General features: G+C 74.3%; 24 protein-coding genes. 11 read left to right on the forward strand and 13 right to left on the reverse strand.

Annotation, left to right across the window (positions count from 1 at the left end; all coding sequences use genetic code 11):
- Positions 1–7 precede the first annotated feature (7 nt).
- From FE634_RS03195 to FE634_RS03210, 4 genes are all read left to right on the forward strand, one after another.
- The gene (locus FE634_RS03195; protein WP_138875068.1) at positions 8–1,717 is read left to right on the forward strand and encodes an L-aspartate oxidase; all 1,710 of its coding nucleotides are present in this window, start codon (positions 8–10) and stop codon (positions 1,715–1,717) included.
- Positions 1,714–2,622, forward strand: a complete 909-nt coding sequence (gene nadC / locus FE634_RS03200; protein ID WP_148240350.1) for a carboxylating nicotinate-nucleotide diphosphorylase — start codon at positions 1,714–1,716, stop codon at positions 2,620–2,622. Before FE634_RS03195 ends, nadC begins: the two co-directional genes overlap by 4 nt.
- Positions 2,622–3,395 carry a type III pantothenate kinase gene (locus FE634_RS03205; RefSeq protein WP_138875069.1) on the forward strand — a complete coding sequence of 258 codons (774 nt, stop codon included), beginning with the start codon at positions 2,622–2,624 and terminating at the stop codon, positions 3,393–3,395. The genes nadC and FE634_RS03205 overlap by 1 nt, the downstream gene beginning before the upstream one ends.
- A 69-nt stretch (positions 3,396–3,464) precedes the next feature.
- Positions 3,465–3,797 (forward strand): histone-like nucleoid-structuring protein Lsr2, encoded by a 333-nt coding sequence (locus FE634_RS03210; RefSeq protein WP_137292279.1) that lies wholly within the window; start codon positions 3,465–3,467, stop codon positions 3,795–3,797.
- A gap of 20 nt (positions 3,798–3,817) precedes the next feature.
- Here FE634_RS03210 and FE634_RS03215 read toward each other — a convergent pair whose 3' ends face one another.
- Complete coding sequence (locus FE634_RS03215; protein ID WP_138875070.1) at positions 3,818–4,978, reverse strand: RNA polymerase sigma factor; 1,161 nt, start codon at positions 4,976–4,978, stop codon at positions 3,818–3,820.
- A 6-nt stretch (positions 4,979–4,984) separates the two neighbouring features.
- A complete protein-coding gene (locus FE634_RS03220) occupies positions 4,985–5,392 on the reverse strand; it encodes a YciI family protein (protein WP_137292281.1) in 408 nt (135 codons plus the stop codon).
- Positions 5,393–5,611: 219 nt separating this feature from the next.
- On the opposite strand from FE634_RS03220, the gene FE634_RS03225 reads away from it, so the two are divergent.
- The gene (locus FE634_RS03225) at positions 5,612–8,209 is read left to right on the forward strand and encodes an ATP-dependent Clp protease ATP-binding subunit (RefSeq protein WP_137292282.1); all 2,598 of its coding nucleotides are present in this window, start codon (positions 5,612–5,614) and stop codon (positions 8,207–8,209) included.
- Positions 8,210–8,259: 50 nt separating this feature from the next.
- Here the strand turns inward: FE634_RS03225 and FE634_RS03230 are convergent, their stop codons facing one another.
- Positions 8,260–9,132, reverse strand: a complete 873-nt coding sequence (locus FE634_RS03230; protein ID WP_262347563.1) for an HhH-GPD family protein — start codon at positions 9,130–9,132, stop codon at positions 8,260–8,262.
- 135 nt (positions 9,133–9,267) lie between these two features.
- Here FE634_RS03230 and FE634_RS03235 point away from each other — a divergent pair, with 135 nt between their 5' ends.
- Positions 9,268–10,140: a hypothetical protein gene (locus FE634_RS03235; protein WP_138875071.1), complete on the forward strand. Its 873-nt coding sequence runs from the start codon at positions 9,268–9,270 to the stop codon at positions 10,138–10,140.
- A 7-nt stretch (positions 10,141–10,147) separates the two neighbouring features.
- On the opposite strand, the gene disA is transcribed toward FE634_RS03235, so the two are convergent.
- Both disA and radA read right to left on the reverse strand, forming a co-directional pair.
- Positions 10,148–11,230 carry a DNA integrity scanning diadenylate cyclase DisA gene (disA, locus tag FE634_RS03240; protein ID WP_134765541.1) on the reverse strand — a complete coding sequence of 361 codons (1,083 nt, stop codon included), beginning with the start codon at positions 11,228–11,230 and terminating at the stop codon, positions 10,148–10,150.
- Between the two features lie 50 nt (positions 11,231–11,280).
- A complete protein-coding gene (gene radA / locus FE634_RS03245; protein ID WP_137292285.1) occupies positions 11,281–12,714 on the reverse strand; it encodes a DNA repair protein RadA in 1,434 nt (477 codons plus the stop codon).
- Between the two features lie 161 nt (positions 12,715–12,875).
- Between radA and FE634_RS03250 the strand changes: the two genes are divergently transcribed.
- Positions 12,876–13,901 carry a LacI family DNA-binding transcriptional regulator gene (locus FE634_RS03250; RefSeq protein WP_246060519.1) on the forward strand — a complete coding sequence of 342 codons (1,026 nt, stop codon included), beginning with the start codon at positions 12,876–12,878 and terminating at the stop codon, positions 13,899–13,901.
- A 250-nt stretch (positions 13,902–14,151) separates the two neighbouring features.
- Here the strand turns inward: FE634_RS03250 and FE634_RS03255 are convergent, their stop codons facing one another.
- From FE634_RS03255 to FE634_RS03270, 4 genes are all read right to left on the reverse strand, one after another.
- Complete coding sequence (locus FE634_RS03255) at positions 14,152–14,829, reverse strand: class I SAM-dependent methyltransferase (protein ID WP_262347564.1); 678 nt, start codon at positions 14,827–14,829, stop codon at positions 14,152–14,154.
- Between the two features lie 50 nt (positions 14,830–14,879).
- Complete coding sequence (locus FE634_RS03260) at positions 14,880–15,518, reverse strand: VOC family protein (protein ID WP_137292286.1); 639 nt, start codon at positions 15,516–15,518, stop codon at positions 14,880–14,882.
- 180 nt (positions 15,519–15,698) lie between these two features.
- Entirely contained in the window at positions 15,699–16,484 is a 786-nt protein-coding gene (locus tag FE634_RS03265; RefSeq protein ID WP_137292287.1) for a hypothetical protein, read from the reverse strand.
- 10 nt (positions 16,485–16,494) lie between these two features.
- Entirely contained in the window at positions 16,495–16,857 is a 363-nt protein-coding gene (locus FE634_RS03270) for a hypothetical protein (RefSeq protein ID WP_148240351.1), read from the reverse strand.
- A 519-nt stretch (positions 16,858–17,376) separates the two neighbouring features.
- Here FE634_RS03270 and FE634_RS03275 point away from each other — a divergent pair.
- The 3 genes from FE634_RS03275 to FE634_RS03285 all read left to right on the forward strand — a co-directional run bounded on the left by FE634_RS03275 (position 17,377) and on the right by FE634_RS03285 (position 20,513).
- Positions 17,377–18,306, forward strand: a complete 930-nt coding sequence (locus tag FE634_RS03275; RefSeq protein ID WP_137292289.1) for a Ppx/GppA family phosphatase — start codon at positions 17,377–17,379, stop codon at positions 18,304–18,306.
- A 4-nt stretch (positions 18,307–18,310) separates the two neighbouring features.
- On the forward strand, positions 18,311–19,111 hold the full coding sequence (locus FE634_RS03280; protein ID WP_138875073.1) for a sugar phosphate isomerase/epimerase family protein: 801 nt from the start codon (positions 18,311–18,313) through the stop codon (positions 19,109–19,111).
- A gap of 154 nt (positions 19,112–19,265) precedes the next feature.
- A complete protein-coding gene (locus FE634_RS03285; RefSeq protein ID WP_138875074.1) occupies positions 19,266–20,513 on the forward strand; it encodes a hypothetical protein in 1,248 nt (415 codons plus the stop codon).
- A gap of 139 nt (positions 20,514–20,652) precedes the next feature.
- Here the strand turns inward: FE634_RS03285 and FE634_RS03290 are convergent, their stop codons facing one another.
- The 4 genes from FE634_RS03290 to FE634_RS03305 all read right to left on the reverse strand — a co-directional run bounded on the left by FE634_RS03290 (position 20,653) and on the right by FE634_RS03305 (position 25,796).
- Entirely contained in the window at positions 20,653–21,369 is a 717-nt protein-coding gene (locus FE634_RS03290) for a response regulator transcription factor (RefSeq protein ID WP_262347565.1), read from the reverse strand.
- Complete coding sequence (locus FE634_RS03295; RefSeq protein WP_148240352.1) at positions 21,330–22,478, reverse strand: sensor histidine kinase; 1,149 nt, start codon at positions 22,476–22,478, stop codon at positions 21,330–21,332. Before FE634_RS03295 ends, FE634_RS03290 begins: the two co-directional genes overlap by 40 nt.
- A gap of 41 nt (positions 22,479–22,519) precedes the next feature.
- The gene (locus FE634_RS03300; protein ID WP_138875075.1) at positions 22,520–24,673 is read right to left on the reverse strand and encodes an MMPL family transporter; all 2,154 of its coding nucleotides are present in this window, start codon (positions 24,671–24,673) and stop codon (positions 22,520–22,522) included.
- A 118-nt stretch (positions 24,674–24,791) separates the two neighbouring features.
- Entirely contained in the window at positions 24,792–25,796 is a 1,005-nt protein-coding gene (locus tag FE634_RS03305) for a hypothetical protein (protein ID WP_138875076.1), read from the reverse strand.
- A gap of 69 nt (positions 25,797–25,865) precedes the next feature.
- Here FE634_RS03305 and FE634_RS03310 point away from each other — a divergent pair, with 69 nt between their 5' ends.
- Entirely contained in the window at positions 25,866–26,801 is a 936-nt protein-coding gene (locus tag FE634_RS03310; RefSeq protein ID WP_222847662.1) for a proline dehydrogenase family protein, read from the forward strand.
- Positions 26,802–26,806 lie beyond the last annotated feature (5 nt).

Genomic DNA, 26,806 nt, shown 5'->3' on the forward strand with positions numbered 1-26,806 from the left:
TGGCCCGATGCCCAACGCCGTACGCCGCGTGCCCGGTCGGCTGACCGCCCCCGAGCCCGGGTGGACCACCCGGGCCGACGTCGTCATCATCGGCTCCGGCATCGCCGGCCTGACCGCCGCGCTCCGCCTCAAGGACGCCGACAACGGGATCGACAAGCTCCTCGTCGTCACCAAGGACCAGATCGCCGCGGGCTCGACCCAGTGGGCGCAGGGCGGCATCGCCGCCGCCCTCGGGCCGGGCGACACCCCCGAGGAGCACGCCGTCGACACGCTGGTCGCCGGGGCCGGCGCCTGCGACGCGGACGCCGTCCGGGTGCTCGTCGACGAGGGCCCGGAGGCCGTGCGCGAGCTGATCGCGCTCGGGGCGATGTTCGACCACGACCCGGACGGCGTCCTGTCGCTGACCCGCGAGGGCGGCCACCACCGCGACCGGATCGCCCACGCCGGCGGCGACGCCACCGGCGCGGAGATCCAGCGCGCCCTCGTCGCGGCCGTCGAGGCCGCCCCCGAGATCGAGGTGGTGCAGCACGCGCTGGCCGTCGACCTGCTCCTCACCGACCCCGACGACCCCGACGGCCCCGACGGCCGGCCCGGTGTCGCCGGCATCACCCTCCACGTGATGGGCGAGGGCCAGCGCGACGGCGTCGGCGCCGTCCACTGCCGCGCCGTGGTGCTGGCCAGCGGCGGGCTCGGCCAGGTCTTCAGCCAGACGACCAACCCCGCGGTCTCCACCGGCGACGGGATGGCGCTGGCCCTGCGGGCCGGGGCGACCCTGCGCGACCTCGAGTTCGTGCAGTTCCACCCGACGGTGATGTACCTCGGCCCCGACTCGCACGGCCAGCAGCCGCTGATCTCCGAGGCGGTGCGCGGCGAGGGCGCCTTCCTGGTCGACGGGCTCCCCGAGGAGGGCGGCCGGCGCCTCATGGAGGGCGTCCACCCGCTCGCCGACCTCGCCCCGCGCGACGTCGTCGCCAAGGCGATCATGCGCCGGATGCTCGACACCGGGCAGGCGCACATGTGGCTCGACGCCCGGCACCTGGGCGCGGAGTTCTGGGAGCGCCGCTTCCCGACCATCCTGGCCACCGCGCGCTCCCACGGCGTCGACCCGGTCACCGAGCTGATCCCGGTAGCGCCGGCCTGCCACTACGCCTCCGGCGGCGTCCGGACCGACCTCCACGGCCGCACCGACGTCCCCGGCCTCTACGCGACCGGCGAGGTCGCCTGCTCCGGCGTCCACGGCGCCAACCGGCTCGCCTCGAACTCGCTGCTCGAGGGCCTGGTCTTCTCCCGCCGGATCGCCCACGTGCTGCCCCAGGAGCTGCGGGACTGGCGCGAGCCGGCGCTCGACACCCGCACCGCCGGGCTGGTCAGCGGCGACGTCCGGGGCGAGCTGCAGGAGGTGATGACCTCGAGGGTGGGCGTGCTGCGCAACGCGCCCGGGCTGGCCGAGGCCACCGTCGTCCTCGACGAGCTGGGCGGCCGGTCCTCGCAGACCGTGGACCTCGACGCCTGGGAGACCACCAACCTGCTCACCATCTCCACGGCCCTGGCCGAGGCCGCCGCGCTGCGCCAGGAGACCCGCGGGTCGCACTGGCGCGACGACTTCCCCGACCGCGACGACGCCGCCTGGGCCGGCCACGTCGACACCGCGATGACCGACGGCGTCGCCGAGGTCGTCTTCCGCCCCGCGCCCGCCACCGACGGAGGAACCGCATGAAGCAGCACCTGCCACCGCCGAGCGAGCTCCTCGACGAGCTCCGGGCCGCCGGGATCGAGGAGGGCCTGGTCGACCACGTGCTCACCGCCCTGCGCGAGGACCTGCCCGACGGCGCCGTCGACGTGACCTCCGAGTCCACGATCGCCGCCGACGCCAGCGCCGAGGGCGTCCTGGCCGCCCGGGAGGACGGCGTCGTGGCCGGTCTCGGGGTCGCGGAGCTGGTCTTCCGGATCGTGCTGGGCGACGACGTCGAGGTCACCGACCGGCTGCCCGACGGCACCCGGGTCGCCGCCGGCGACGTCGTCATGCGGGTCGCCGGTCCCACCCGGGGCCTGCTGACCGCCGAGCGCACCGCCCTCAACTTCGCCAGCCACCTCTCCGGGGTCGCGACGGCCACCTCGCGCTGGGTCGCCGCCCTCGAGGGCACCCGGGCCCGGGTGCTCGACACCCGCAAGACGCTGCCGGGCTGGCGCGCCCTGCAGAAGTACGCCGTGCGCTGCGGCGGCGGCGTCAACCACCGGTTCGGGCTCTCGGACAAGGCGATGGTCAAGGACAACCACGTGATCGCGGCCGGCGGCGCGGTGCCGGCCTACCGGGCGGTGCGGGCGGCCCACCCCGACCTGCCGCTCGAGGTGGAGGTCACCGACCTCGACCAGCTGCGCGACCTGCTCGACGTGGGCTGCACCGAGATCCTGCTCGACAACATGAGCACCGCGACGATGGCCGAGGCCGTGCGGGTCAACGACGAGCGGGGCGCGGCCCGGGCCACGCTCGAGGCCTCCGGCGGGCTCACCCTCGCCCGCGCCGCCGAGGTGGCCGCCACCGGCGTCGACTTCATCTCCGTGGGCGCCCTGACGCACTCCGTGGTCGTCTTCGACCTCGGGCTCGACCTCCAGGACGTGTGATGCCCCTGCTCGCCATCGACGTGGGCAACGCCCACACGGTCCTGGCGCTGGTGCAGGACGGCGTGGTGTCGCGCGACTGGCGGGTCTCCACCGACCTGCACCGCACCGCCGACGAGTGGGCGGTGCTGCTGCGCGGCCTGCTCGGGCGCCACCTCGGCGAGGTCGACGGCGTCGCGGTGTGCTCGACGGTCCCGGCGGTGACGCAATCGGCGCGCGAGATGCTCGCTCGGCATTTCCCCGACGTCGCCCACGTCGTGGTCGAACCCGGTGTCCGGACCGGCCTTCCCGTGCTCACCGACAATCCGCGCGAGGTCGGCACCGACCGGATCGTGAATTCCCTCGCGGCCCTCACCTCGTACGGCTCGCCGGCCATCGTCGTCGACTTCGGCGGCACCGCCACCACCTTCGACGTGGTCAACGCCCAGGGCCAGTACGTCGGCGGCGCGATCACGCCCGGGATCGAGCTCTCGCTCGAGGCGCTGGGCCGGCGGGGCGCGCAGCTGCGCCAGGTGGAGATCGTGCGGCCGCGCTCGGTGATCGCCCGCAACACCGTCGAGGCGCTGCAGTCGGGGGTGGTGTTCGGCACCGCCGCGCAGGTCGAGGGGATCGTCGAGCGCATGCTCGCCGACCTCGGTCACGCGGTCGGGGAGGTCGCGGTCATCTCGACCGGTTACCTCGCCGACCTGGTGCGCGAGGAATGCGGCTGTTTCACCCACCACGACCCGTGGCTGACCCACATAGGCCTGGAGATGGTCTTTCGGCGAAACTCCTGACTTGTGCCACACTGCAATTCGACCGAATAGATTCTCCGTATTCTCGGGCTGCACGAAAAGGAATTCGAAATGGCACAGAAGGTCAACATCATTCTCGTCGACGACATCGACGGTTCCGAGGCGACCGAGACCGTGACGTTCGGCCTCGACGGCGCCAGCTACGAGATCGACCTCAACGACGACCACGCCCAGGAGCTGCGCGAGGCGCTCGCCGGCTACGTCGGCAACGCCCGCCGGGTCGCCGGCTCGCGCCGTGGCCCCCGCAAGTCCTCGGCGCCGGCCGACACCGGCGGCACCAGCGCCGCCGAGGTCCGCGACTGGGCCCGCTCCAACGGCTTCGACGTCCCCGAGCGCGGCCGGATCCCGGGCGCGGTGCGCGAGGCCTTCGACGCCGCCAACTGACCGCAGCCGCCCGACCGGCCTCAGGCGCCCGCCCGGCCGTGCAGCCGGGCGGCCTGGCGCACCAGGTGCCCCCGCTCGGCCAGGTCCGACGCCCTGCGCGCGGCCTCGGCGTACAACCCGGCAGCGATCGCGAGGTCCCCGGCCCGCTCGTGCAGGTACGCCGCGGCGGCGGTGTGCCGGGGCAGCGTCTCGTCGAGGGCGGCCAGGGCCGCCAGGCCGGCCCGCGGTCCGTCGGCGTGCCCGACCGCGACGGCGCGGTTGAGCCGGACGACCGGGCTCTCCGCCAGGCGCAGCAGCTCGTCGTACCACTCGACGACCTGCACCCAGTCGGTCTCCTCGGTGGAGGGGGCATCGGCGTGCAGCGCGGCGACGGCGGCCTGGGCCTGCAGCTCGCCGAGCCGGTCGCGAGCGAGCGCGGCCTGCAGGATCTCCACCCCCTCGGCGATCGCCGCGGTGTCCCACCGCCGGCGGTCCTGCTCGGCGAGCGGCACCCGGGCGCCGTCGGGCGCGGTGCGCGCCGGACGCCGCGCGTGGTGCAGCAGCATCAGCGCGAGCAGCCCGGCGACCTCCGGCCACCCCGGGTGGTCGGGCGCGACCCCGGCCGCGAGCTGCCGGGTCAGCCGGATCGCCTCGACGGCGAGGTCGACGTCGCCGGAGTGGCCCTCGTTGAAGACGAGGTAGAGCACCCGCAGGACCGTCGCGACGTCACCGGGCTGGTCGAGTCGGACGTCGGCGACGGTGCGCTTGGCCCGACTGATCCGCTGGGCCATCGTCGCCTCCGGCACCAGGTAGGCCTCGGCGATCTGCCGGGTGGTGAGCCCGCCGACGGCCCGCAGGGTGAGCGCGACCGCCGAGGACGGCGTCAGCGAGGGGTGCGCGCACAGGAAGTACAGCCGGAGCGTGTCGTCGACGGCCGGGCCCGGTCCGGGTGCCGGCTCCTCCTCGACCGCCTCCTCGCGACGCCGGCGGGCCGCCTCCGAGCGGGTCGCGTCGAGGAACCGGCGCCAGGCCACGGTGATGAGCCACGCCCTCGGCTCCCGCGGTGGGTCGTCGGGCCAGACGCGCACGGCCTCGAGCAGCGCCTCCTGGACGGCGTCCTCGGCGGCCGCGAAGTCGGCCCCGCGGCGGACGAGGACGGCGAGCACCCCCGGCGTGAGGCTCCGGAGAGCGACCTCGTCCACCCGCCGTCAGTCCTCGACGTTGGCCGGCGCCTGGAGCAGCGGGCGCAGCTCGAGCCACTCGTGGATCGGCTTGCCGCCGGCACCCGGTGCCGCCGACAGCTCGGCGGCCAGCTCGAGCGCCCGGTCGTGGGAGTCGACGTCGATGATCATCCAGCCGGCGATCAGGTCCTTGGTCTCGAGGAACGGGCCGTCGGTCACCGGCGGCCGGCCCTCGCCGTCGTAGCGGACGAAGGTGCCCTCCGCGGCGAGCGCCTGGCCGTCGACGTACTCGCCGGACTCCTCGAGCCGCGAGGCGTAGTCGGCCATGTACTGCAGGTGGGCCGAGATCTCCTCGGGCGTCCAGCGGTCCATCGGGACGTCGTTCACCGCGGCCGGCGCGCCGCGGTAGTGCTTGAGCAGCAGGTACTTCGTCATGAGGGTCTCCTGGGTGTGTGGTGCGACCCATCCTGGTCGCTTCACCACGGGGACGGAGCCGACCGCGGGTTCTCGACATCGGCCCGGCGCCTGTTCGCTGAGAGCGGACGGGCTTTCGGGGTGAGAGGGAACGCGTAGGCTGGGAGCGGGGTTAGAACACCCGTACCTCTCCCTCCACCCAGGAGCGGGCGGGACCCACGTACTTGAGGAGCGATGCGCATGTTCGAGCGGTTCACAGACCGAGCTCGCCGGGTGGTCGTGCTGGCCCAGGAAGAGGCCCGCATGCTCTCCCACAACTACATCGGCACCGAGCACATCCTGCTCGGGCTGATCCACGAGGGCGAGGGTGTCGCTGCCAAGGCCCTCGAGAGCCTCGACATCTCCCTGGAGGCCGTGCGTGCGCAGGTCGAGGAGATCATCGGCCAGGGCCAGCAGGCCCCCAGCGGTCACATCCCCTTCACCCCGCGCGCCAAGAAGGTGCTCGAGCTGTCCCTGCGCGAGGCGCTGCAGCTCGGCCACTCCTACATCGGCACCGAGCACATCCTGCTCGGCCTGATCCGCGAGGGCGAGGGCGTCGCCGCCCAGGTCCTCCAGAAGCTCGGCGCCGACCTGAACCGCGTCCGCCAGCAGGTCATCCAGCTGCTCTCCGGCTTCCAGGGCAAGGAGTCGACGGCCGCGGCGGCCGCCCAGTCCGGCGGCGGCGACGCGCCGTCGTCCTCGCTGGTGCTCGACCAGTTCGGGCGCAACCTGACCCAGGACGCCCGCGAGAGCAAGCTCGACCCGGTCATCGGTCGCGAGACCGAGATCGAGCGCGTCATGCAGATCCTGTCGCGGCGCACGAAGAACAACCCGGTCCTGATCGGTGAGCCCGGCGTCGGCAAGACGACGATCGTCGAGGGCCTCGCCCAGGACATCGTCCGCGGCAACGTGCCCGAGACGCTGAAGGACAAGCAGATCTACACCCTCGACCTCGGCGCGCTGGTGGCCGGCAGCCGCTACCGCGGTGACTTCGAGGAGCGCCTGAAGAAGGTGCTCAAGGAGATCCGCACCCGCGGCGACATCGTGCTGTTCATCGACGAGATCCACACCCTCGTCGGTGCCGGTGCGGCCGAGGGCGCCATCGACGCCGCCAGCATCCTCAAGCCGATGCTGGCCCGGGGTGAGCTCCAGACGATCGGCGCGACCACCCTCGACGAGTACCGCAAGTACCTCGAGAAGGACGCCGCGCTCGAGCGTCGCTTCCAGCCGATCCAGGTCGCCGAGCCCTCGATCGCGCACACCATCGAGATGCTCAAGGGCCTGCGCGACCGCTACGAGGCGCACCACCGGGTCACGATCACCGACGAGGCGCTCGTGAGCGCCGCGACGCTGGCCGACCGCTACATCTCCGACCGGTTCCTGCCCGACAAGGCCATCGACCTGATCGACGAGGCCGGCTCGCGGCTGCGGATCCGCCGGATGACGGCGCCCGCCGACCTGCGCGAGTACGACGACAAGATCGCCGAGGTCCGCTCCCGCAAGGAGGGCGCCATCGACGGCCAGGACTTCGAGGCCGCCGCCCGCCTGCGCGACGAGGAGAAGCAGCTCATGCTGCGCAAGTCCGAGCGCGAGAAGCAGTGGCGCGCCGGCGACATGGACGAGGTGGCCGAGGTCGACGAGGAGCTCATCGCCGAGGTCCTCGCCGTCGCCACCGGCATCCCGATCGTCAAGCTCTCCGAGGAGGAGTCGACCCGGCTGCTCAACATGGAGGACGAGCTGCACAAGCGCGTCATCGGCCAGGACGAGGCCGTCAAGGCGATCTCCCGGGCGATCCGGCGCACCCGTGCCGGGCTCAAGGACCCGAAGCGCCCCGGCGGCTCGTTCATCTTCGCCGGGCCCTCGGGCGTCGGCAAGACGTGGCTCTCCAAGACGCTGGCCGACTTCCTGTTCGGCGACGAGGACTCCCTCATCCAGCTCGACATGTCGGAGTTCTCCGAGAAGCACACCGTCTCGCGGCTCTTCGGCTCGCCTCCGGGCTACGTCGGCTACGAGGAGGGCGGGCAGCTCACCGAGAAGGTGCGGCGCAAGCCGTTCTCCGTCGTGCTCTTCGACGAGGTCGAGAAGGCCCACCCCGACATTTTCAACAGCCTGTTGCAGATCCTCGAGGAAGGTCGCCTGACCGACTCGCAGGGCCGGGTGGTCGACTTCAAGAACACCGTCATCATCATGACCACCAACCTCGGTACCCGCGACATCAACAAGTCGATCCACCTGGGCTTCAACCAGGCCGGCGACGCGGCCGGCTCCTACGAGCGGATGAAGGCGAAGGTCCAGGACGAGCTCAAGCAGCACTTCCGGCCCGAGTTCCTCAACCGGGTCGACGAGATCGTCGTCTTCCCGCCGCTCAGCCGCGAGCAGATCGTCCAGATGGTCGACAACATGATCGCCTCCGTCGAGCTGCGGATGCGCGACCGCGACATGCGGATCGAGCTCACGCAGGCCGCCAAGGACCTGCTGGCCGAGCGGGGCTTCGACCCCGTGCTCGGTGCTCGCCCGCTGCGGCGCACGGTGCAGCGCGAGATCGAGGACACGATGGCCGAGAAGATGCTTTTCGGCGAGGTCGGCCCCGGTCAGATCGTGCTGGTCGACGTCGAGGGCGAGGGCCCGACGGCGAAGTTCACCTTCGTCGGGCAGAAGATGGGCGAGATGCCCGACCTGCCGCCGTTCGAGACCGTCGAGGTCGGCGCGGGGGAGACCCCCGTCAGCGAGGACGGTCCCGTCGACATCAAGAAGGCCCCTCCGGCCGAGACCGAGGGCGGCGCAGCCGGCGCCCTCTGACCCAGCTCGACCGCCGACCCGTCACTGATCAGTGACGGGTCGGCGTCATTTCAGGGCAGGGCGTAGGTGTCCGGGCCGGTGCGGGCCACGAGGGCGTCGTCGAGCAGGGAGGCCAGGCACCGCTCGCGCTGCGGGACGTCGGACCAGGTGGCCTCGAGCACGCTGCGGTGCACCGGTCCCTCGGCGTCCCGGAGCACGGCGAGCAGGCGGCCGCGGCACTGCCGGTCGGTGCCGGCCCAGGCCTGCGCCCGGCGGGGCGGGCCGTCGTGGGCCGGTCGGCCGGCCGCGAGCCACGCGCACCGGTCGGCGAGCGGGCAGGACCCGCAGCGCGGGTTCGCCGCCGTGCAGACCAGGGCGCCCAGCTCCATCGTCGCCACCGCCCAGGTCGCCGCCGTCGCCTCGTCGTCGGGCAGCAGGGCCGTCGCCACGTCCCGCTCCGCGCGGGTGATCGAGGTGCCGGGGAACTCGGTCCCGCCGACCGCGCGGGCCAGGACCCGCCGCACGTTGGTGTCCAGGACGACGTGGCGCCGGCCGTGGGCGAAGCTCGCGATCGCCGAGGCGGTGTAGTCGCCGACGCCGGGCAGCGCCAGCAGGTCGGCGTACTCGGCCGGGACGACGCCGTCGTGGCGCTCGGTGATGGCCGTGGCCGCCGCGTGCAACCGCAGGGCGCGGCGCGGGTAGCCGAGCCGGCCCCAGGCCCGCACGGCGTCGCCGGTGCTCGCCGCCGCCAGGTCGCCCGGGGTGGGCCACCGCTCCATCCAGGCCTCGTGCACCGGCAGCACCCGGTTCACCGGCGTCTGCTGCAGCATCAGCTCCGAGACCATCACCGACCAGGCCGAGGTCCCCGGACGCCGCCACGGCAGGTCCCGGGCGTGCTCGGCGTACCACCCCAGCACCGGCAGGTGGAGGTCGGAGTCGGGCACCGCACCATTGTGGCGCCCGGCCGCCGGCGGTCCCGGTCCGGGTGCGTGGCCCTCGCGGCGGTTGGGGCGGTTGGGGCGGGGGAGGTCGGTGTGGCGTCACCGATCGGGCCGGGGAGGTGACTAGCGTTCGTGGTCATGCCCACCACGCGCGGACCGCTGCCCCCTGCGGTGTACTGGCGACGCCGCGCGCTCGTCCTCGGGACCGTGCTCGCGCTGGTGCTGGTCGTGGTCAACCTGGTGCGCGGTGACGACGACCCGCCGCCGGCCCGCGACGCCGCGGTGCAGGCCAGCGGCCAGCCGAGCGAGGCGCCCGCCGGGAGGAAGGGCAAGGGCCGCAAGAACCGGCCCGCAGCCGGGCAGCCGACGACGGTGCCCCTGCCCGACAGCGGGTACACGCCCGCGCCCCAGCCGAGCGCCGAGCCGGCGCCGCCCGACCCCGAGGGTGACTGCGTCGACGCCGACGTGCAGGTCATGCCGTCGGTGCCGGGCGCGGTCGCCCGGCGGTCCACGACGATCCGGCTCAGCCTGGAGACGCTCGTGGCCGAGGCCTGCACCTGGCGGCTGAGCAGCGACAGCCTGGCCGTCACGATCCTCGACGACGACGGCGACGAGGTGTGGTCCAGCCGCGAGTGCCCGCGGATGGTGCCGACCGCCGAGGTCGTCGTCCGTCGCGACTCCACTGCCACCTTCGACCTGACCTGGAACGGCCGGATGTCGACGCCCGAGTGTCCCGCCGGCCAGCCCTGGGCCGAGCCCGCGGCCTACGACGTCCAGGTGGCCGCCTACGGTGCCGAGCCCGCCGACCCCCTCACGTTCACGCTGACCGACCCGGCCGACGTCGCGGTCGCGGACGGGCCGGTCGGGCCCGCGGTGCCCGGCGCCGACCAGTCCGACCAGTCCGACCAGGGCGAGAAGAAGAAGACCAAGAAGAAGAAGAAGGACCGGGCCGGCACGAACCGGGCCGGGACGAACGGGGACCGGACGAACGGGGACCGGGCTCGCGGCTGAGGCTCGGTCAGACGTACCGCTCGAGGATGGTCGACTCCGCCAGGCGGGAGAGACCCTCGCGGACGCTGCGGGCGCGCAGCTCGCCGACGCCGTCGACGGTCTGGAGGTCGTCGATGCCGGCGGAGAGCAGCTTCTGCAGCGTGCCGAAGTGGTCGACCAGGCGGTCGACGACGGGCGCGGGCAGCCGCGGCACCTTGGCGAGCAGGCGGTAGCCGCGCGGGGCGACGGCGCCGTCGAGGTGCTCGGCGGTGCCGAGCCCGAGGACGCGGGCCGCGGCGGCGGGGTCGACGAGCTCGGTGGCCGAGAGCGCCTCGAGCCGGCCCAGGAGGACCTCGGGGCTCTTGCTGCGGCGTCCGGCCGGGACGTAGTCGCGGATCACCAGCTCGCGCTCGGCGTCGACGCCGGTGATCAGCTCCTCGAGCTGCAGCGAGAGCAGCCGGCCGTCGCTGCCGAGCTCGAGGACGTAGTCCTCGATCTCGCGGGCGATCCGGGTGACCATCTCGAGGCGCTGGGCCACGACGGCGACGTCGCGGACGGTGACGAGGTCCTCGATCTCCAGCGCGGACAGGGTGCTCGAGACCTCGTCGAGGCGCAGCTTGTAGCGCTCGAGGGTGGCCAGCGCCTGGTTGGCACGGGACAGGATCTGGCCGGAGTCCTCGAGGACGTGACGGGTGGCGCCGACGTAGGCGGCGATGATCTGCATCGACTGCGACACCGAGATCACCGGGAACCCGGTCTGCTTGGCCACCCGGTCGGCCGTGCGGTGCCGGGTGCCGGTCTCCTCGGAGGGGATCGTGTGGTCGGGCATCAGGTGGACCGCGGCCCGGATGATCCGGGTGATGTCCTTGTCGACGATGATCCCGCCGTCCATCTTGGCCAGCTCGCGCAAGCCGGTGGCGGTGAACGGGACGTCGAGGGCGAACCCGCCGGTGGCGATCGACTCGACCGTGCGGTCGTGACCGATGACGATGAGCGCACCGGTGCGCCCGCGCAGGATCCGCTCCAACCCGTCGCGCAGGGCCGTGCCCGGGGCGGTCTGGGCGAGGGTCGCCCGTAGCCGCAGCTGCTCGTCGCTGCGTGCGTCGGTCATCGGCACCCCTTCACCCGTGGTGGCGTCGCGAGCGACGCCTCGCGCGAATCCTAACCGTCGTCGACCACGCTCAACGACTGCTTGGACCGCGTGGTGAGGTTGAGCAGGAGCAGGGCCGAGAGGACGTCGCGGACCTCGACGACCCGCATGCCCTCGACCATCCGGTCGGTGCGGTGCGACCGGGGAGCGTCGGGCAGGTGCAGCTCGGCCGGGACGACGGCCATCTTGAAGCCCAGCCGGGAGGCCTCGGCGAGCCGCTGCGGCAGGTCGCGCACCCGGCGCAGCTCGCCCGAGAGCCCGATCTCGCCCATCGCGACCACGCCGACCGGCGGCGGGGTGAGGTGGGTGGCCGAGGCGAGCGCCACGGCCACGGCCAGGTCGCTGGCGGGCTCGGAGAGCCGCGCGCCCCCGACGGTGGAGGCGAAGACGTCGTGCCCGTGCAGCCGGATGCCGCAGTGCTGCTGGAGCACCGCGAGGACCATCGCGATCCTCGAGCCGTCGAGGCCGGAGGTGGTGCGGCGCGGTCGCTCGAGCGGGGACGGCGTCACCAGGGCCTGGACCTCGGCCAGCAGCGGGCGGCGGCCCTCCATGGTGACGGCGACGCAGGTGCCCGCGACCCGCCCGTGCAGGTGCTCGACGAAGAGCCCGGTCGGGTCGGCCACGGCGGTGATGCCGTCGGCGCCGAGGTCGAAGCAGCCGACCTCGTCGACCGGGCCGAACCGGTTCTTCACCGCCCGCACCATCCGAAACCGGCTGTTGCGGTCGCCCTCGAAGTGCAGCACCACGTCGACCAGGTGCTCCAGCACGCGCGGACCGGCGATGCCGCCGTCCTTGGTGACGTGGCCGACGAGCACGGTGGCGATGTCGCGGGTCTTGGCGACGCGCACCAGCGCGGCCGATACCTCCTTGACCTGCGTGACGCCCCCGGGGACGCCCTCGATGCCGGCGGCCCCGATCGTCTGCACCGAGTCGACGACCACCAGGTCGGGACGCACCTGCTCGATGTGGGTGAGGACGGCGCCGAGGTCGGTCTCGGCGGCGAGGTAGAGCTGGTCGTGCACGCCGCCGGTGCGGTCGGCGCGCATGCGGACCTGGCCGGCCGACTCCTCGCCGGTCACGTAGAGCACCCGGCGGCCCTCGCGGGCGGTCTGCGCGGCCACCTCGAGCAGCAGCGTGCTCTTGCCGACGCCCGGCTCGCCGGCGAGCAGGATGGCGGCCCCGGGAACCAGGCCGCCGCCGAGCACCCGGTCGAGCTCGGGGACGCCGGTGCCGCGGAAGGCCGACTCCGAGACCTGGACCTGCCCGATCGGGACGGCGGCGGTGGTGACCGGGCCGGAGGCCGCCCGCACCGTGGGGGTGCCGGCCTCGGCGACCGAGCCCCAGGCCTGGCACTCCCCGCAGCGGCCGACCCACTTGCCGGTCTCCCACCCGCACTCGGCACAGCGGTACTGCGGGCGGGGTGGCTTGGTGGTGGACCGGGGCATGGCGAGAACGCTAGACGAGCCCACCGACAGCCTCCCGGCACCGCGTCGACGCGCGGGGACCGGTCACCCGGCAGGACGACGCACACTGCGGCGCGCCGCGGCTACACTCCGGGTTGGATCGTTCAAGGGCTCGGACGGGGGCGAGGGTGAGGGGTAGCAGGATGACGACGCGGATGCCCGTGGCCGCACCCACCCTCGCCGACGTCGCCGAGAGCGCCGGGGTGTCGCGCCAGACCGTCTCGAACGCCGTCAACAACCCCGACCTGCTGCGCCCCGACACGCTGCTGCGGGTGCAGGAGGCAATCGCCGAGCTCGGCTACGTGCCGAACCGGGCCGCCCGCAACCTGCGCACCCGCGCCTCGCACCTGGTCGGGCTGCGGCTCAGCCCGGTGCTGGAGGGCAACGCCACCGCCGTCGGCGACCGGTTCGTCCACTCCCTGGTGTGGACCTCGCGCGAGGCCGGCTACCACGTGCTGCTCTTCTCGGGTGAGGGTCACGCCGCGATCGACGGCTACGAGGACCTGCTGCGCTCGACCGCCGTCGACGCCTTCGTCGTCACCGACACCTACCTGGGCAACCCGCAGGCCACCTGGCTGCGGGAGCGCCGCGCGCCCTTCGTCGCCTTCGGCCGCCCCTGGGACGACCCCGACGCGCGCCACCCCTGGGTCGACGTCGACGGCGCGGCCGGCACGGAGATGGCCACCCGGCACCTGCTCGACAAGGGCCACACGCGCGTGGCCTGGATCGGCTGGCGCAAGGACTCCTTCATCGGCGAGGACCGCCGCTCCGGCTGGAGCCGGGCCCTGCACGAGCGTGGCCTGTCGACCACCGGCATGGCCTCGCGGGTCGAGGACACCGTCAGCAGCGGCCGCGAGGCCAGCGCGGTACTCCTCGACGAGGCCCGCCCCTCGGCCTTCGTCTGCGCCTCCGACACCCTCGCGATGGGCGTCCTGCACACCCTCGCCGAGCGCGGCCTGCAGCCGGGTCGCGACATCGCCGTCGCCGGCTTCGACGACTCCCAGGTCGCCCAGGTCGTGCACCCCGGCCTCACCTCGGTGCGCCAGCCGCTCGAGGAGGTCGCCGTCGCCGTCGTCCGCTCGCTGGAGGACCTGCTGGCCACGCCGTCCTACGTCGGCGAGGGCCTGCTGTTGACGCCGTCGCTGACCGTCCGCCCGTCCACCGGCTGACCCAAACGGCGCGATCGCGTGGTTTGGGCAGGTCGGGCCCGGTGGAGGCGACCCAAACGGCGCGATTGCGCGGTTTGGGTAGCTGGGGCCCGGTGGAGGCGACCCAAACGGCGCGATTGCGCGGTTTGGGTAGGTCGGGCCCCGTGAAGGCGACCCAAACGGCGCGATCGCGCGGATTGGGTAGGTCGGGCCCCGTGAAGGCGACCCAAACGGCGCGATCGCGCGGATTGGGTAGGTGAGGCCCGGTCGGTCAGAACGACCGGGACCACACGTTGACGGCGTAGTCGACCTCGAGGCCGTCGTGGTGGCGCAGCGCCTCGGTGGCGACGGCGGGGGGCAGCTCGATGCGGACCACCGCCTCCAGGTCGGCGCGCGAGGCGAAGCGCCAGCCCATGTCGACCGGGGTGCGGGTCCAGCCGCGGGTCGACCAGAACCGCTCGACCTCCGCGGGGGCGGGCAGGTGCGGGTAGCCGCGACGGAACCAGGCCCCGAACGTCGACCGGGAGCCGTCGTTGTCGACGACGACTGCGGTGCCCCCGGGGCGGACGACGCGGTCGAGCTCGGCCAGGCCGGGCTCGCAGCCGGGACCGAAGAAGTAGGCCCAGCGGGCGTGGACGACGTCGACCGAGGACGGCGGCAGCGGCACCGCCTGGGCGGTGCCGGCCAGGACGCTCACGTGGTCGAGGCGCGCGGTGCGCCGCCGCGCCAGCGCGAGCAGGTCGGGGTGCGGCTCGACGCCGACGACGCGGCCGGCGTCCGCGGCGAACGCCGGCAGGTGGAAGCCGGTGCCGCAGCCGAGGTCGAGCACGGTGCGCCCGGTCCAGGGCGCCAGCGAGCGCAGGGTCGACCACAGGACGCCGTCCGGGTCGACGGCGCGGTTCTCGGTCTCGTAGGTCGCCGTGTGCTTCCAGATGTTGGGGCTGGGCACGGCCCCCCGGAGCGGGCGGGCGCGCCCGGGCGACCCCGTCGGGCGCGGGGTCAGATGCGGACCAGGCCGGACGGCGTCTGCACCTGCACCGCGAGGATGCCGGGCGTGCCGTGCGGGGCGACCCACTCGACCTTGACGTCCTCGAGCGGCGCCTCGACGGTCTCGCCGAGCCACTCGCTGACGCGCTGGGGGTCACCGGCGATCTCGAGGCAGGCCAGCGACCAGCCGGCGTCGGCGCCGGCCGAGGGGTGCATCGCGGCCGGGCTGTCCCACTGCACGAAGAACGGCAGCTGCGGGTCGGAGAGCAGGCCGTTGACGCCGATCTGCTTCCACAGCAGCTCGGTGCCGTCGGGGCGGTGCCGGTTGCCGGCCACCGCGGCGCGGCCGAGGCGCTCCTCGACGACCGCGATGTCGTCGACCGCGACGACCCAGCCGAGCCAGCCGCCCCCGGCGTTGGAGCGGGCCTTGACGGCCTGGCCGAACGGGGCCTTGTCGGAGGCCGGGTGGTCGAGTGCCTCGACCACCTCGAGGTAGGTGTTGCCGGCCATCGGCAGGGTCATGTTGCGGGTGCCGAAGCGGGGGTGGATCCCGCCGTCGTCGAATTCTCGCCCGAGAAGGCCACCGAGGTTTGCGGCGGTGGCAGCGAGACCATCGGGACCGGCGGCGAACGAGAGATGGTCGAGGCGCATGCCCAACAGTGTGGGTAAACCCTCGTACGGACCGGACGCCGGGGTCGGGGTGTCTTGACATCGAGATACGACGCCGTGCGTCCCGCCGCCGGTGGTGCGGGGTGGTGCGGGGTGGTCGACGGTCTCGACCGGGTTCCCGACCGGTCGAACCGAGTTCGCCGGGCAGGGGCGGTCAGCAGGTCAGCGGGGGTCGGCCGGGTGCAGGGCGAGCGCGGAGCGGGAGCGGAGGTGGGCCTCGCAGTGGCGGACCAGCTCGGCGTAGGCCGCCGCGCCCATCAGCTCGGTGAGCTCGGGCTCGTGGGTGACGTAGACGGGCTCGAGGGCCACGTGGGCCTCGGTGTTGCCCGAGCAGTACCAGTCGAGGTCGTGGCCGCCGGGTCCCCAGCCGCGGCGGTCGTACTCGCCGATCGAGACCTCGGTGTAGGACGTCTGGTCGGTGCGCTCGACCTCGCGGAAGGTGCGCCGGATCGGCAGCTGCCAGCAGACGTCCGGCTTGGTCTCGAGGGGGTTGCGCCCCTGCTGCAGCGCCAGGCCGTGCAGCGCGCAGCCCGCGCCGCCGGAGCCAGGGGCGCCGCCGGCGGGCGCGAAGTCGGTGCGGTTGTGGAACACGCAGGCCTGCTGGCCGTCGACGACGACGGCGAGCGTCTTGCGGTCGCCCTCGGCGTCGGTCTCCACCCAGTCCTCCCGCACCACCGGCCGGCCGGGGTGGAACTGCCACTGGGTCGGGTCGAGCTGCTCCACGAATCCCGCGACCCGCTCCTCGTCGTCGGCGTCGGCGAAGTGCGCGCCGAGGGTGCAGCAGCCGGTGTCGGGGGCGTCGGCGTAGATGCCCTGGCAGCCCTGGCCGAAGATGCACGTGTAGCTGCTGGTCAGCCAGGTCAGGTCGCAGCGCATCACCTCGGTGTCGTCGGCCGGGTTGGCGAACTCCACGTAGGCGCGCGGAAAGACCAGGTCGACCTCGGGCATGCGGTCGAGCCTACGGCCGGTCCCGCGGCTCGTCCTCGTCGCGGCCCCCGCCGTCTCGACCCGGGCCGTCCGCGGAGCCTGCGACCGGGCCACGCCCCTCGTCCTGGACCCGCCGGCGCCGGATCTCGCGGCGGGCCAGCACGTAGGCGAGCACGACCGGCCAGACGTACCTCGCCCGGTCGAGCAGCCACGCCAGCCACCCCGGCAGGGTCCAGTCGGGCCAGGGGACCGAGGGCAGGTCGGGCCAGGGGACTCCCGGCAGGTCGGGCGAGGGGAGCGAGGGCAGGTCGGGCCACGGGATCGAGGGCAGGTCGGGCCACGGGACCCGCACCGCGAGCCGGACGGCGAGGAGCCCGAGCAGGATCGGCAGCACGATCGCGGCGACGGCGGCGAGCGTGCGCTGCGCGGCGTACCGGTTCGGGTGCAGCCGGACCTGGTCCTCGTGGGCGGCGGCGGGGGGAGCCCGGCTCGGGCTCGAGGTCGGTGCCCCCCAGCCCGAGCGCCGCCCCGCCGCGCTCGCCCGGCGGGTGCCACGTCGCCCGACGCGGCCGGCCGAGCGAGCTGAAGCGGAGGGCGACCCGACCGAGGGTGTCGGCCCGGTCGGCGTCGTCGGGCCCCAGCTCGACCTTGTCGTCGGCGGTGCGCACGTCGGCGACGAGCACGTCGTCGACCCACCAGCGCAGGTGCTTGCGCCACCCGCCGGTGTCGGCCTCGACGCGGTGGCGCGCCTCGGGGGTCACGAGGTCCCACCGCTGCACCACCACGTCGTCGACGCTACGGCGGGGGACGGGGGCGCCGGATCGTGCCGGAGTCTCGCCCGGGCGTGACTTTGGTCGGTCGTCGTCCACCGACCCCGACGGGACCCGGGGCCGCCGGGAGTAGCGTTGGCGCCATGCGTCTGGGCGTCCTCGACATCGGCTCCAACACCGGCCACCTCCTGGTGGTCGACGCCCACGGCGGAGCGGCCCCGCTGCCGGCCTACTCCTACAAGCAACCGCTGCGGCTCGCCGAGCACCTCGACGGCGACGGCGCGGTGACCCGGACCGGGATCGACCTGCTCACGACGTTCACGGCCGAGGCCATCGGGGTGGCCGACGACAAGGGGTGCGAGGACATGCTGTCCTTCGCGACCTCCGCGGTGCGCGACAGCGTCAACAGCGACGACGTCCTGGCCCACGTGCGCGACCGGACCGGCGTCGACATCAAGGTGCTCTCCGGTGAGGACGAGGCGCGGCTGACGTTCCTCGCCGTGCGCCGGTGGTTCGGGTGGTCGGCCGGACGGCTCGCCGTCTTCGACATCGGCGGCGGCTCCCTCGAGATCGCCTCCGGCGGCGACGAGCGCCCGGACGTCGCCTGGTCGCTCCCGCTCGGCGCGGCCCGGCTGGCCCGCACCCACTTCGCCGAGCGGCCCGACGAGGACGCGCTGAAGTCGATCCGCAAGACGATCCGTGCCGAGATCGCCCGCGACGCCGGCAACCTGCTGCGCACCGGCCGGCCGCACAAGGCGGCCGCGACGTCCAAGACCTTCCGGTCCCTGGGCCGCATCTGCGGCGCCGCCCCGTCGGCCGAGGGCAGCCTCGTGCCCCGCACCCTGCCGCTGGCCGCCCTGCGCACCTGGATCCCCAAGCTCGTGGCGATGACGCCCCAGGAGCTGGCCGACCTGCCCGGCGTCTCGCCGAGCCGCACCCACCAGATCGTCGCCGGCGCGCTCGTCGCCGAGGCGTGCATGGACATCTTCGACCTCGCCGAGCTCGAGGTCTGCCCGTGGGCGCTGCGCGAGGGCGTCATCCTGGAGCGCATCGACCGCTTCAGCGTCGTCTGAGCCCGTGACCCGCATCGGACTCTCGTCGTCCTCGGTGTACCCCGAGTCGACCGCGCACGCCTTCACCTACGCCGCCTCGCTCGGGTACGACGCCGTCGAGGTGATGGTGGGCATCGACGCGCTCAGCCAGCAGACCTCGGCGGTCGCGCAGCTCGCCGAGCACCACGGGATCCCGGTCTGTGCCGTGCACGCGCCGTGCCTGCTGTTCACCCAGCGGGTCTGGGGCACCGAGCCGTGGGGCAAGCTGCAGCGCTCGGCCGAGATGGCCGCGGCGGTCGGCGCCGAGGTGGTGGTCGTGCACCCCCCGTTCCGCTGGCAGAAGGAGTACGCCCGCGACTTCGTCGACGGCATCGCTGCCCTCGAGAACTCCACCGGGATCCGGTTCGCCGTCGAGAACATGTACCCGTGGCGGGCGACGAGGAAGCGCGGCGCCGAGATGTACCTGCCCGGCTGGGACCCCTCCGAGGAGCCCTACGAGAACACCACGATCGACCTGTCGCACGCGGCGATCGCGGGCTCGGACGTCGTCGAGATGGCCGAGCGCCTCGGGGACCGGCTGCGGCACGTGCACCTCACCGACGGCAGCGGCTCGGCCAAGGACGAGCACCTGGTGCCCGGCCGCGGCGCGATGGGCGCGGCCCGCTTCCTGCGCCACGTCGCCTCCTCCGGGTTCGAGGGCGACGTCGTGGTCGAGATCAACACCCGTCGCTGCTCGACCCGGGAGGAGCGCGAGGCGGACCTGCGCGAGTCGCTGGAGTTCGCGCGCGAGCACCTCGTCGTCGCGACGCCGGACGCCGGGTCGTAGCCGGCCCGACCCATCGGGCCCGGCCCGGCCCGGCCACGCTCCACCCCAGGCGTCGGTGGACGAGATGGCCCGGTCGGTGGGGGGCGGGTGGCCGATCGGGTGGACTTCAGCGGTTCGCCGGACAGCGTGGGGTGGCGCGGCCACGATGTCGCTCGTGCTGAAAACCCCGCTCGTCTCCCTGTCCCTGCTCGCCGCGGTCGCCGCGGCGACCCTCACCGGGCTGCCCTCCACCGCTGCGGCCGAGACGGCCCCGGCCGCTGCCCCGAAGCGAGTGCAGGTCACCAACCTCACGACCTCCTACGCCCCGACGGCCCTGGGTACCGAGGTCACCGTCGGCTACACGCTGAAGAACCGCACCGCCTTCCCGCGCTCGGCGCAGTTCGTGCGCTTCTACCTGCTCCCGCAGGACGGCAGCAAGCGTGCGCTGTTCGGCCGTGCGGCGGTGCGCCGGCTGCCGGCCGGGGACTCGCTCACCGCGAAGGCGACCCGCCGGGTCGGTCAGCGGTTCGTGGAGGGCGACTACCGGGTGCGGGTGTGCTACTCGCGTCGTCCGCAGGCGGTGTGCACCTCGACCGCGGTGACCCCGCGCGCGGCCGTCACCATCACCCCCGCCCGGCTCACCCCGGCCGACGACGTCGTCCCCGTCCCGCTGCCCGACGAGTTCCTGCCGGAGGGCCGGTCGTTCCGCGACGTCGCCGGGCTGCGCGCCGAGGCCCCGGCCGAGTCCGCCCGGGTCGTGCTCACCAACACCGGCCAGGCCCGCACCGGCGCGCTGCGCCTCGCCATCGAGGCCGGCGAGTCGAACCTCCCGCCCCTGCTCGCGCGCCGGGCCGCTGACCCGTCGACCAACTTCGAGGTGGCGGCCACCACCTGCACCGGCTCCCTCGCGCCCGGTCGCAGCTGCACCGTCGACGTCGTCCGCACCGAGGGCAGCAACCCCTTCGCCTCCGACCGGCTCGTCGCCACGGGTGCCCGTGGCGCCGTCGCCGGCGTCGACCTGGTCGCGCCGGTGCGCTTCGCCCCGAGCAGCCAGGACTTCGGCGACGTCGAGGTGTCGGACGAGGCGCTGCGGACCTTCGTGCTCCACAACGACAGCGACGAGGACGTGGCGGTCGTCGACGGCCTGCTGAGCGACACCGACAGCTTCTACTTCGCCTTCGACGACGACTTCACCTGCGACGACTACAACCTCGAGACGGGCGCGCCGCGGCCGATCCCGGCCGGCGGATCCTGCACCGTGAGCGTGGTCTTCGAGCCCGGGACGGTCGGCGACCACCTGGCCTTCATGGCGCTGCTGACGTCCGGTGGACCCGCGCTGGCGTCCATGACGGGGAACGGCACCCCCGGTGACGCCCCGGTCGAGGTCCGCCCGGGTGCCCGGAGCTTCCACCTCGCGCGCTGACGCTCCTCCGCCAGAACCTCACGCAGCCCCGACCGGGCGCGCTCGCGCGCACCCGGCTCGGGGCTGCGTCGTCGCGCCGTCGTTCGGGCCCGGTCCGTCGGGTCCCGTCCGGTCCGTCCGGGCACCCGGACGTTCGGCGTCACGCGTCGAGGATCCCCGTCTCGTAGGCGGTCACCACGAGCTGGGCGCGGTCGCGCGCGCCCAGCTTGGTGAACAGCCGTGACACGTGGGTCTTCGCCGTCAGCGGCGACAGCACCAGGTGCGCGGCGATCTCGTGGTTCGAGAGGCCTCGCCCGACCAGGGCGAGGACCTCTCGCTCCCGGGGCGTGAGGTCGGCCAGGCGCGAGGTGTCCGGAGCCGGTGCGGGTACCGGTTCCGGGACGCCGGTCGCCACGTAGGCCTCGATCAGACGCCGCGTGACCTGCGGCGCGAGCAGCGCCTGACCGTCGTGCACCAGGCGAACGGCGTCGATCAGCGCCACCGGCTCGATGTCCTTGAGCAGGAACCCCGACGCGCCGGCCCGCAGCGCCCCGAACACGTACTCGTCGAGCTCGAACGTCGTCAGGACGACGACCCGGGTGCCGCGCAGGCGCGCGTCGCCGGTGATCCGGGCCGTGGCCTGGAGCCCGTCGACCCGCGGCATCCTGATGTCCATCAGCACGACGTCCGGCGTCGTGGCGAGGGCGAGCGCCACGGCCTGCTCGCCGTCGACGGCCTCCCCGACGACCTCGATGTCGGGCTCGGAGTCGAGCAGGGCACGGAACCCGGCGCGCACCAGCGTCTGGTCGTCGACGAGCAGCACCCGGACGGCGCCGGTCACGGTGCGCCCGCCGGCAGCGACGCGCGGACGCGCCACCCGCCCTCGTCCCGCGGGCCCGCCTCGAGGGTGCCGCCGACGGCGGCCGCCCGCTCGTGCATGCCGCGCAGCCCGTTGCCCGAGCCGGTGCCGTCGAGGGCGGCCGGGGCCGCGCCGCCGTCGTCCTCTACCTCGATGAGGACGACGTCGCCGGTGCGGCTGACGTGGACCCGCGCGGCCGTCGGGCCGGCGTGGCGCATCACGTTGGTCAGCGCCTCCTGCACGATCCGGTAGCCGGTCGCCCCCACGCTCGCCGGGACGTGGGTGACCTCCGGGTCGATCCGGACGTCGAGGTCGACGCCGGCCGAGTCGAGCCCGTCGCGCAGGTCGTCGATCTCCGCCAGGCCCTGCACCGGACGGACGGGGCTGTCGTGGTCGTCGTCGCGGAGCAGCCCCAGCATGGCGCGCAGGTCGCCGAGCGCCTCACCGCTGACCCGCTTGATGTCGCGCAGCGCGGCGCGGGCCCGCTCGGGGTCGCGCTCGAGGAGGTGGGCCCCCACACCGGCCTGCACGTTGATCGCCACCATCGCGTGCGCCACGACGTCGTGGACGTCGCGCGCGATCCGCAGCCGCTCCTCGCCGACCCGGCGCTGCGCCTCCTCCTCGCGGCTGCGCTCGGCCGACTCGGCGCGCTCGACCAGGACGGCGGTGTAGCACCGGCGGTCGTGGGCGGCGACGCCGAGCGCGAGCGGGAGCGCGACCAGGCCCAGGTTCTTCGCGGTGTCCCAGCCCAGGAGCGGGTGCGGGCTGTAGGTGAGCAGGATCGCGACCACCGCCGGGGCGGTGAGGACGCCGGTCCACAGGGCGGCGCGCCGCCCCAGGCGGTCGGCGACGGCGTAGCCGCAGACCATCGCCGGGGCCGGGATCGTCTGGTAGATGTCGGAGGTGCTGGTGACCGCGACGAGCGCGACCACCGCGGCGACCATCGCCGGCACCGGTCGGTCGCGGCGCAGGAGCACCGGCAGCGACGCCAGCACGATCGCCACGACGCCCGGGACGCTCGGCTCGGACTTCGTGCTGCGGGCGAGCTCGACGCTCATCGCGGCCACGCACGCCGCTGCCGCCACGACGTCCAGGACGCGTGGCGGCAGCGGCGGGAGGCGGGTCACGCCCCGACCGTAGCGGCGGTGGACCCGGTCGGTCGTCGTCCTCAGGGAGTACCTGCCAGGACCCGGACCAGTTCCACGGGCACCGGCTCGCCCTCGGAGAGGCCGATCCGGTCGTGCAGGCGGCGCAGCGGCATCGGCGACCACCAGTTCCACTTGCCGAGCAGGCCCATCAGGGCCGGCACCAGGAACGAGCGGACGACGAAGGCGTCGACCAGGACGCCGACCGCGGTCGCCATCCCGATCTGCTGGATGAAGGAGATCGAGCTGGTGCTGAACGCCCCGATCGCGACCGCGAGCAGGATGGCGGCGGCGGTGACGACGCTCCCGGTGCGGCCCAGCCCGGTCGCGACGGCCTCGCGCTCGGTGAGCCCCGACTCCCGGGCCTCCTTGATCCGGCCGAGCAGGAAGACGCCGTAGTCGGTCGACAGGGCGAAGACAACGGCCGCGGCCACCAGGAAGTTGGTGGGCTCGACGCCGCCGTTCGGCGTGTAGCCGAGCAGCCCGGTGAGCCGGCCGTCCTGGTAGACGAAGGTGAGCGCGCCGAGGGCGACCCCGGCGGTGAGGGTGTTCATCACCACGGCCTTGACCGGCAGCACGACCGAACCGGTCATCAGCCAGAGCACCAGGACGGTGAGGAGCACGAGCAGCCCCGCGGCCAGCGGCAGGGCGTCGCCGATCGCGGCCTGCTGGTCGACGAACTCCGCGGCCGGACCGCCGACCAGGACGTCGGTGCCCGTGTCGCCGGCGAGCCCCCGCACCTCGGCGACGACCCGCTGGGCGGCGTCGCCCTCGGGGTCGCCGTCGACGGTGAGGTCGACCTGCCAGGTGCCCGGCCCGACCTCGACGGCCTCGGCCGGGGTGAGGACGCCGGGCAGCTGCGACGCGGCGCCGGCGAACGACGCGGCCTCGTCGGCCCCGTCGGCCCGGACGGCGGCCAGCACGGGGGTGGTGCCGGCGCCGTCGTACTCGTTCTCGAGGGTGTCGGCGACGGTGCGCGCGCTCAGGTCGGTCGGCACGGCGCTGCTGTCGACCGGTGTCCACTCGGCCCGCAGCGCGGGCGCCGCGAGCACGACCATGACGACGGCGGTGACGGCCGCGACCGCGCCCGGCCGGGCCATCACGGCGTGCGAGAGGCGGTACCAGCGGCCCTCCGACGAGCCGGCGGCGGCGCCGCGGCGCCGGCGGGCCAGCTTCGGGCCCCACAGCCCGAAGATCGCGGGGGAGACGACCAGGGCGGCCGCGGCGGCGACCACGGCGACGACGGCACCGGCCAGGCCCATCGACTTCAGGAAGCCCATCGGGAAGACGGTGAGCGTCGCGAGGGCGACCGCCACGGTGGCGGCGGAGTAGACGACGGTGCGCCCGGCCGTGCGCATCGTCGTCAGCACCGCGCCGAGGCCCGGGCCCTGCCGGTCGAGCTCCTCGCGGTAGCGGCTGAGCAGGAACAGCGTGTAGTCGATGGCCAGGCCGAGCCCGAGGCCGATGACGAGGTTGAGGGCGAAGACGCTCAGCCCGTAGACCTGGTTGACGCCGGCCAGCGCGAGGAAGGTGCCGAGCACGGTGGTCGCCCCCACCACCAGGGGCAGCACGGCGGCCCGGCCACCGAAGAACAGCAGCGACAGCAGCACCAGGACCGGGAAGGCCAGCAGCTCGGCGCGGCCGAGGTCCTCGCCCACCCGCTCGCCGATCTGGAGTCCGGTCACGGCCGGGCCGCCCAGCGTCACCGCGTCGTCGTCCTCGAACGCCGCGAGCGCGGCCTCGGCGACGGCCTCCTCGTCGGCGGTCGCGTCGAGCACGGCGACGACCAGCGCCGACGTGCCGTCGCGCGACGCCCCGGCCGGCAGCGCCTCGGCGACGCCGTCGAGGCCGGCCAGGGTGCGGGCGGCTGCCTCGACGTCGTCCGGCGTGCCGGTGGGGGTGCCGGTGTCGACGAGGGCGACGATGCCGGCGGACGGCGACCGTCCGGAGGCCTCCTCGAGCCGCTCGACGGCGAGCGCGGAGTCGGAGTCGGCCGGGGCGAAGCCGCCGTCCGAGTCCAGCGTCCCGGCGACCGGGCCGCCGAGCACGCCGGCGACGACCAGGAAGAGGAGGACGGCCAGCAGGGACCGTCGGGGGTGGGTGTGCAGGAGCCGCGTCAGGCGGGAGCGGGTGCGGCCGGGCGACGCGTCGGGCCGGGGTGGGGTGGTGGTGTCCATGCCACGACCCTCGCGGCCGGGGCGGGGTCGGCGCGTCGTCCTGGGGGTGTGGCTGCGGCTGTGGCCCCGGACAGAGGTACTCCTCCCGGTGTACGCCCCCGGGGGGCGCCGCGGCGGGCTAGCCGGGCGCGTCCAGCATCAGCGTGATCCGGCCGATCTCGCCGTCGGGGTCGGTGGCCAGGTGCAGGTAGCGGCCGCGGACGACGAACCGGAGCCAGCCGTCCGAGCGGCGCTCGGGCTCCCCGAGCAGCGCCAGGACGTCGTCGGCCCGCGCCCCCGGCGGGAGGCCCGCGACCAGCCGTTCGACCGGGGTCTCGCCGAGGAACAGCACCGTCAGTGCGCCGCGCTCGAAGCGGACCTCCGCGTCGCGCGCCCGCAGAGCTCGCCCGGCCCGGCGCAGCCCCCCGTCGACCGGCTCGACGCCGAGGACGTCGGCCAGCGCCCGGACCTCCGGGGACCCGTCGGGGGTGCCGAGGGCGGCGAGGACGACCTCGATGTCGCCACTGACGTCGCTGCCCGAACCGCTGCCCGAGCCGCCGCCCGGGGCGGGGACCGCTGCGGGTCCCGGGTCGGGCCGGCCGAGCTGGCGGCGCACCCAGGCCGAGAAGTCGTCGTCCTCGGAAGCCGGCCACTCCGGGGGCACCTCGACGCCGAACGTCGCGCCGACCCACGCGCGGAAGTCGGCGACCGCCTCGACCGCGTCCTCGTCGTCCGGGGGGAGCCCGAGCTCGTGCCCGGTGACCTCGACGTAGCCGATCGCGAGCAGGGTGAGCAGCTCGACCGCCGACCCGGCGACCTGGTGCGCGTCGCCGTCGGAGCCCAGGACGACGGCGCGGGTGAGCCCCTCGTCGTCCGACCAGAGGGCGAGCAGCGAGCCGTCGCCGCCGGCCTCCGCGACCGGGCGCACCCGGGCGGCGGCGGCGCTGTCGGGGGCGAACCAGCCCGCGAGCGTGCCGGGGGTGAACACGGGACCGAGGACGCGGGTGCCGGCGTACGCGGTCAGGTGGGGGCGTTCGTCGGGGCCGCCCCCGTGGCCGCGGGCCTCCATCCATCTCCAGGCCGCCTCGAGCTCGTCGGGGACGGCGACGGGGTGGGCGGGCAGGGCGTCGTGCAGTCGCGACATGGGGTGCAGCGTAGGAGGGGCGCCGTGGGTCCGGTACCCCGGCGGACGGGTCCGGCATAGCCTGGGTCCATGTCCCTGCTCCGCCAGCCGATCCTGCTCCTCTCCCGCAGCAGCGGGGTCAAGAAGGTCGTCAGCACGCTCCCGGTCACGTCCGGGATCGTCACCGGCTACGTCCCGGGCGAGACGACCGACGCGGTCGTCGAGGCCGCCGCGACGCTCGTCGACGACGGGCTGGCCGTGACCCTCGACTTCCTCGGCGAGGACACCCTCGACGTCGCCCGGGCCGACGCCACCGTGGCGGCCTACGTCGAGGTGCTCCAGGCGCTCGCCCAGCGCGGGCTGGCGCGGCACGCGGAGGTCTCGGTCAAGCTCTCCGCGATCGGTCAGGCGCTGCCCGACGTCGGCGACCGGGTCGCCCTCGAGAACGCCCGCGTGATCTGCCGGGCCGCCCGCAACGCCGGCACGACGGTCACCCTCGACATGGAGGACCACACCACGACCGACCGGACCCTCGCCGTCCTGCGCGACCTGCGCAAGGACTTCCCCGAGACCGGCGCCGTCCTCCAGGCCTACCTGCACCGCACCGAGGCCGACTGCCGCTCGCTGGCGCACGAGGGGTCGCGGGTGCGGCTGTGCAAGGGCGCCTACAACGAGCCCGAGGACGTCGCCTTCACCGACCGTATCGACGTCGACAAGTCCTACGTGCGGTGCCTCAAGGTCCTGCTCGCGGGCGAGGGCTACCCGATGATCGCGACCCACGACCCACGGATGATCGCGATCGCCGGGTCGCTCGCCAGCCGCTACGGCCGGCCGCAGGGCAGCTACGAGTTCCAGATGCTCTACGGCATCCGTCCCGACGAGCAGCGCCGGCTCGCGGGCTCGGGGGAGCGGGTGCGCGTCTACGTGCCCTACGGCGGGGAGTGGTACGGCTACCTCGTGCGCCGCCTCGCCGAGCGCCCCCAGAACCTGACCTTCTTCCTCCGGTCGCTGATCTCGAAGAAGTGACGGGC

This window comes from Nocardioides sp. S-1144 (assembly GCF_005954645.2).
In the GTDB taxonomy this organism is placed as follows: Bacteria; Actinomycetota; Actinomycetes; order Propionibacteriales; family Nocardioidaceae; genus Nocardioides; species Nocardioides dongxiaopingii.

Coding starts and splice junctions, on each gene's coding strand:
- FE634_RS03310 (WP_222847662.1), top strand. CDS start 25,866: ATGTCCCTGCTCCGCCAGCCGATCCTGCTCCTCTCCCGCAGCAGCGGG.
- FE634_RS03260 (WP_137292286.1), bottom strand. CDS start 15,518: ATGCGCCTCGACCATCTCTCGTTCGCCGCCGGTCCCGATGGTCTCGCT.
- FE634_RS03195 (WP_138875068.1), top strand. CDS start 8: ATGCCCAACGCCGTACGCCGCGTGCCCGGTCGGCTGACCGCCCCCGAG.
- FE634_RS03220 (WP_137292281.1), bottom strand. CDS start 5,392: ATGACGAAGTACCTGCTGCTCAAGCACTACCGCGGCGCGCCGGCCGCG.
- FE634_RS03265 (WP_137292287.1), bottom strand. CDS start 16,484: ATGCCCGAGGTCGACCTGGTCTTTCCGCGCGCCTACGTGGAGTTCGCC.
- radA (WP_137292285.1), bottom strand. CDS start 12,714: ATGCCCCGGTCCACCACCAAGCCACCCCGCCCGCAGTACCGCTGTGCC.
- FE634_RS03235 (WP_138875071.1), top strand. CDS start 9,268: ATGCCCACCACGCGCGGACCGCTGCCCCCTGCGGTGTACTGGCGACGC.
- FE634_RS03225 (WP_137292282.1), top strand. CDS start 5,612: ATGTTCGAGCGGTTCACAGACCGAGCTCGCCGGGTGGTCGTGCTGGCC.
- FE634_RS03300 (WP_138875075.1), bottom strand. CDS start 24,673: ATGGACACCACCACCCCACCCCGGCCCGACGCGTCGCCCGGCCGCACC.
- FE634_RS03210 (WP_137292279.1), top strand. CDS start 3,465: ATGGCACAGAAGGTCAACATCATTCTCGTCGACGACATCGACGGTTCC.
- nadC (WP_148240350.1), top strand. CDS start 1,714: ATGAAGCAGCACCTGCCACCGCCGAGCGAGCTCCTCGACGAGCTCCGG.
- FE634_RS03305 (WP_138875076.1), bottom strand. CDS start 25,796: ATGTCGCGACTGCACGACGCCCTGCCCGCCCACCCCGTCGCCGTCCCC.
- FE634_RS03275 (WP_137292289.1), top strand. CDS start 17,377: ATGCGTCTGGGCGTCCTCGACATCGGCTCCAACACCGGCCACCTCCTG.
- FE634_RS03205 (WP_138875069.1), top strand. CDS start 2,622: ATGCCCCTGCTCGCCATCGACGTGGGCAACGCCCACACGGTCCTGGCG.
- FE634_RS03250 (WP_246060519.1), top strand. CDS start 12,876: ATGACGACGCGGATGCCCGTGGCCGCACCCACCCTCGCCGACGTCGCC.
- disA (WP_134765541.1), bottom strand. CDS start 11,230: ATGACCGACGCACGCAGCGACGAGCAGCTGCGGCTACGGGCGACCCTC.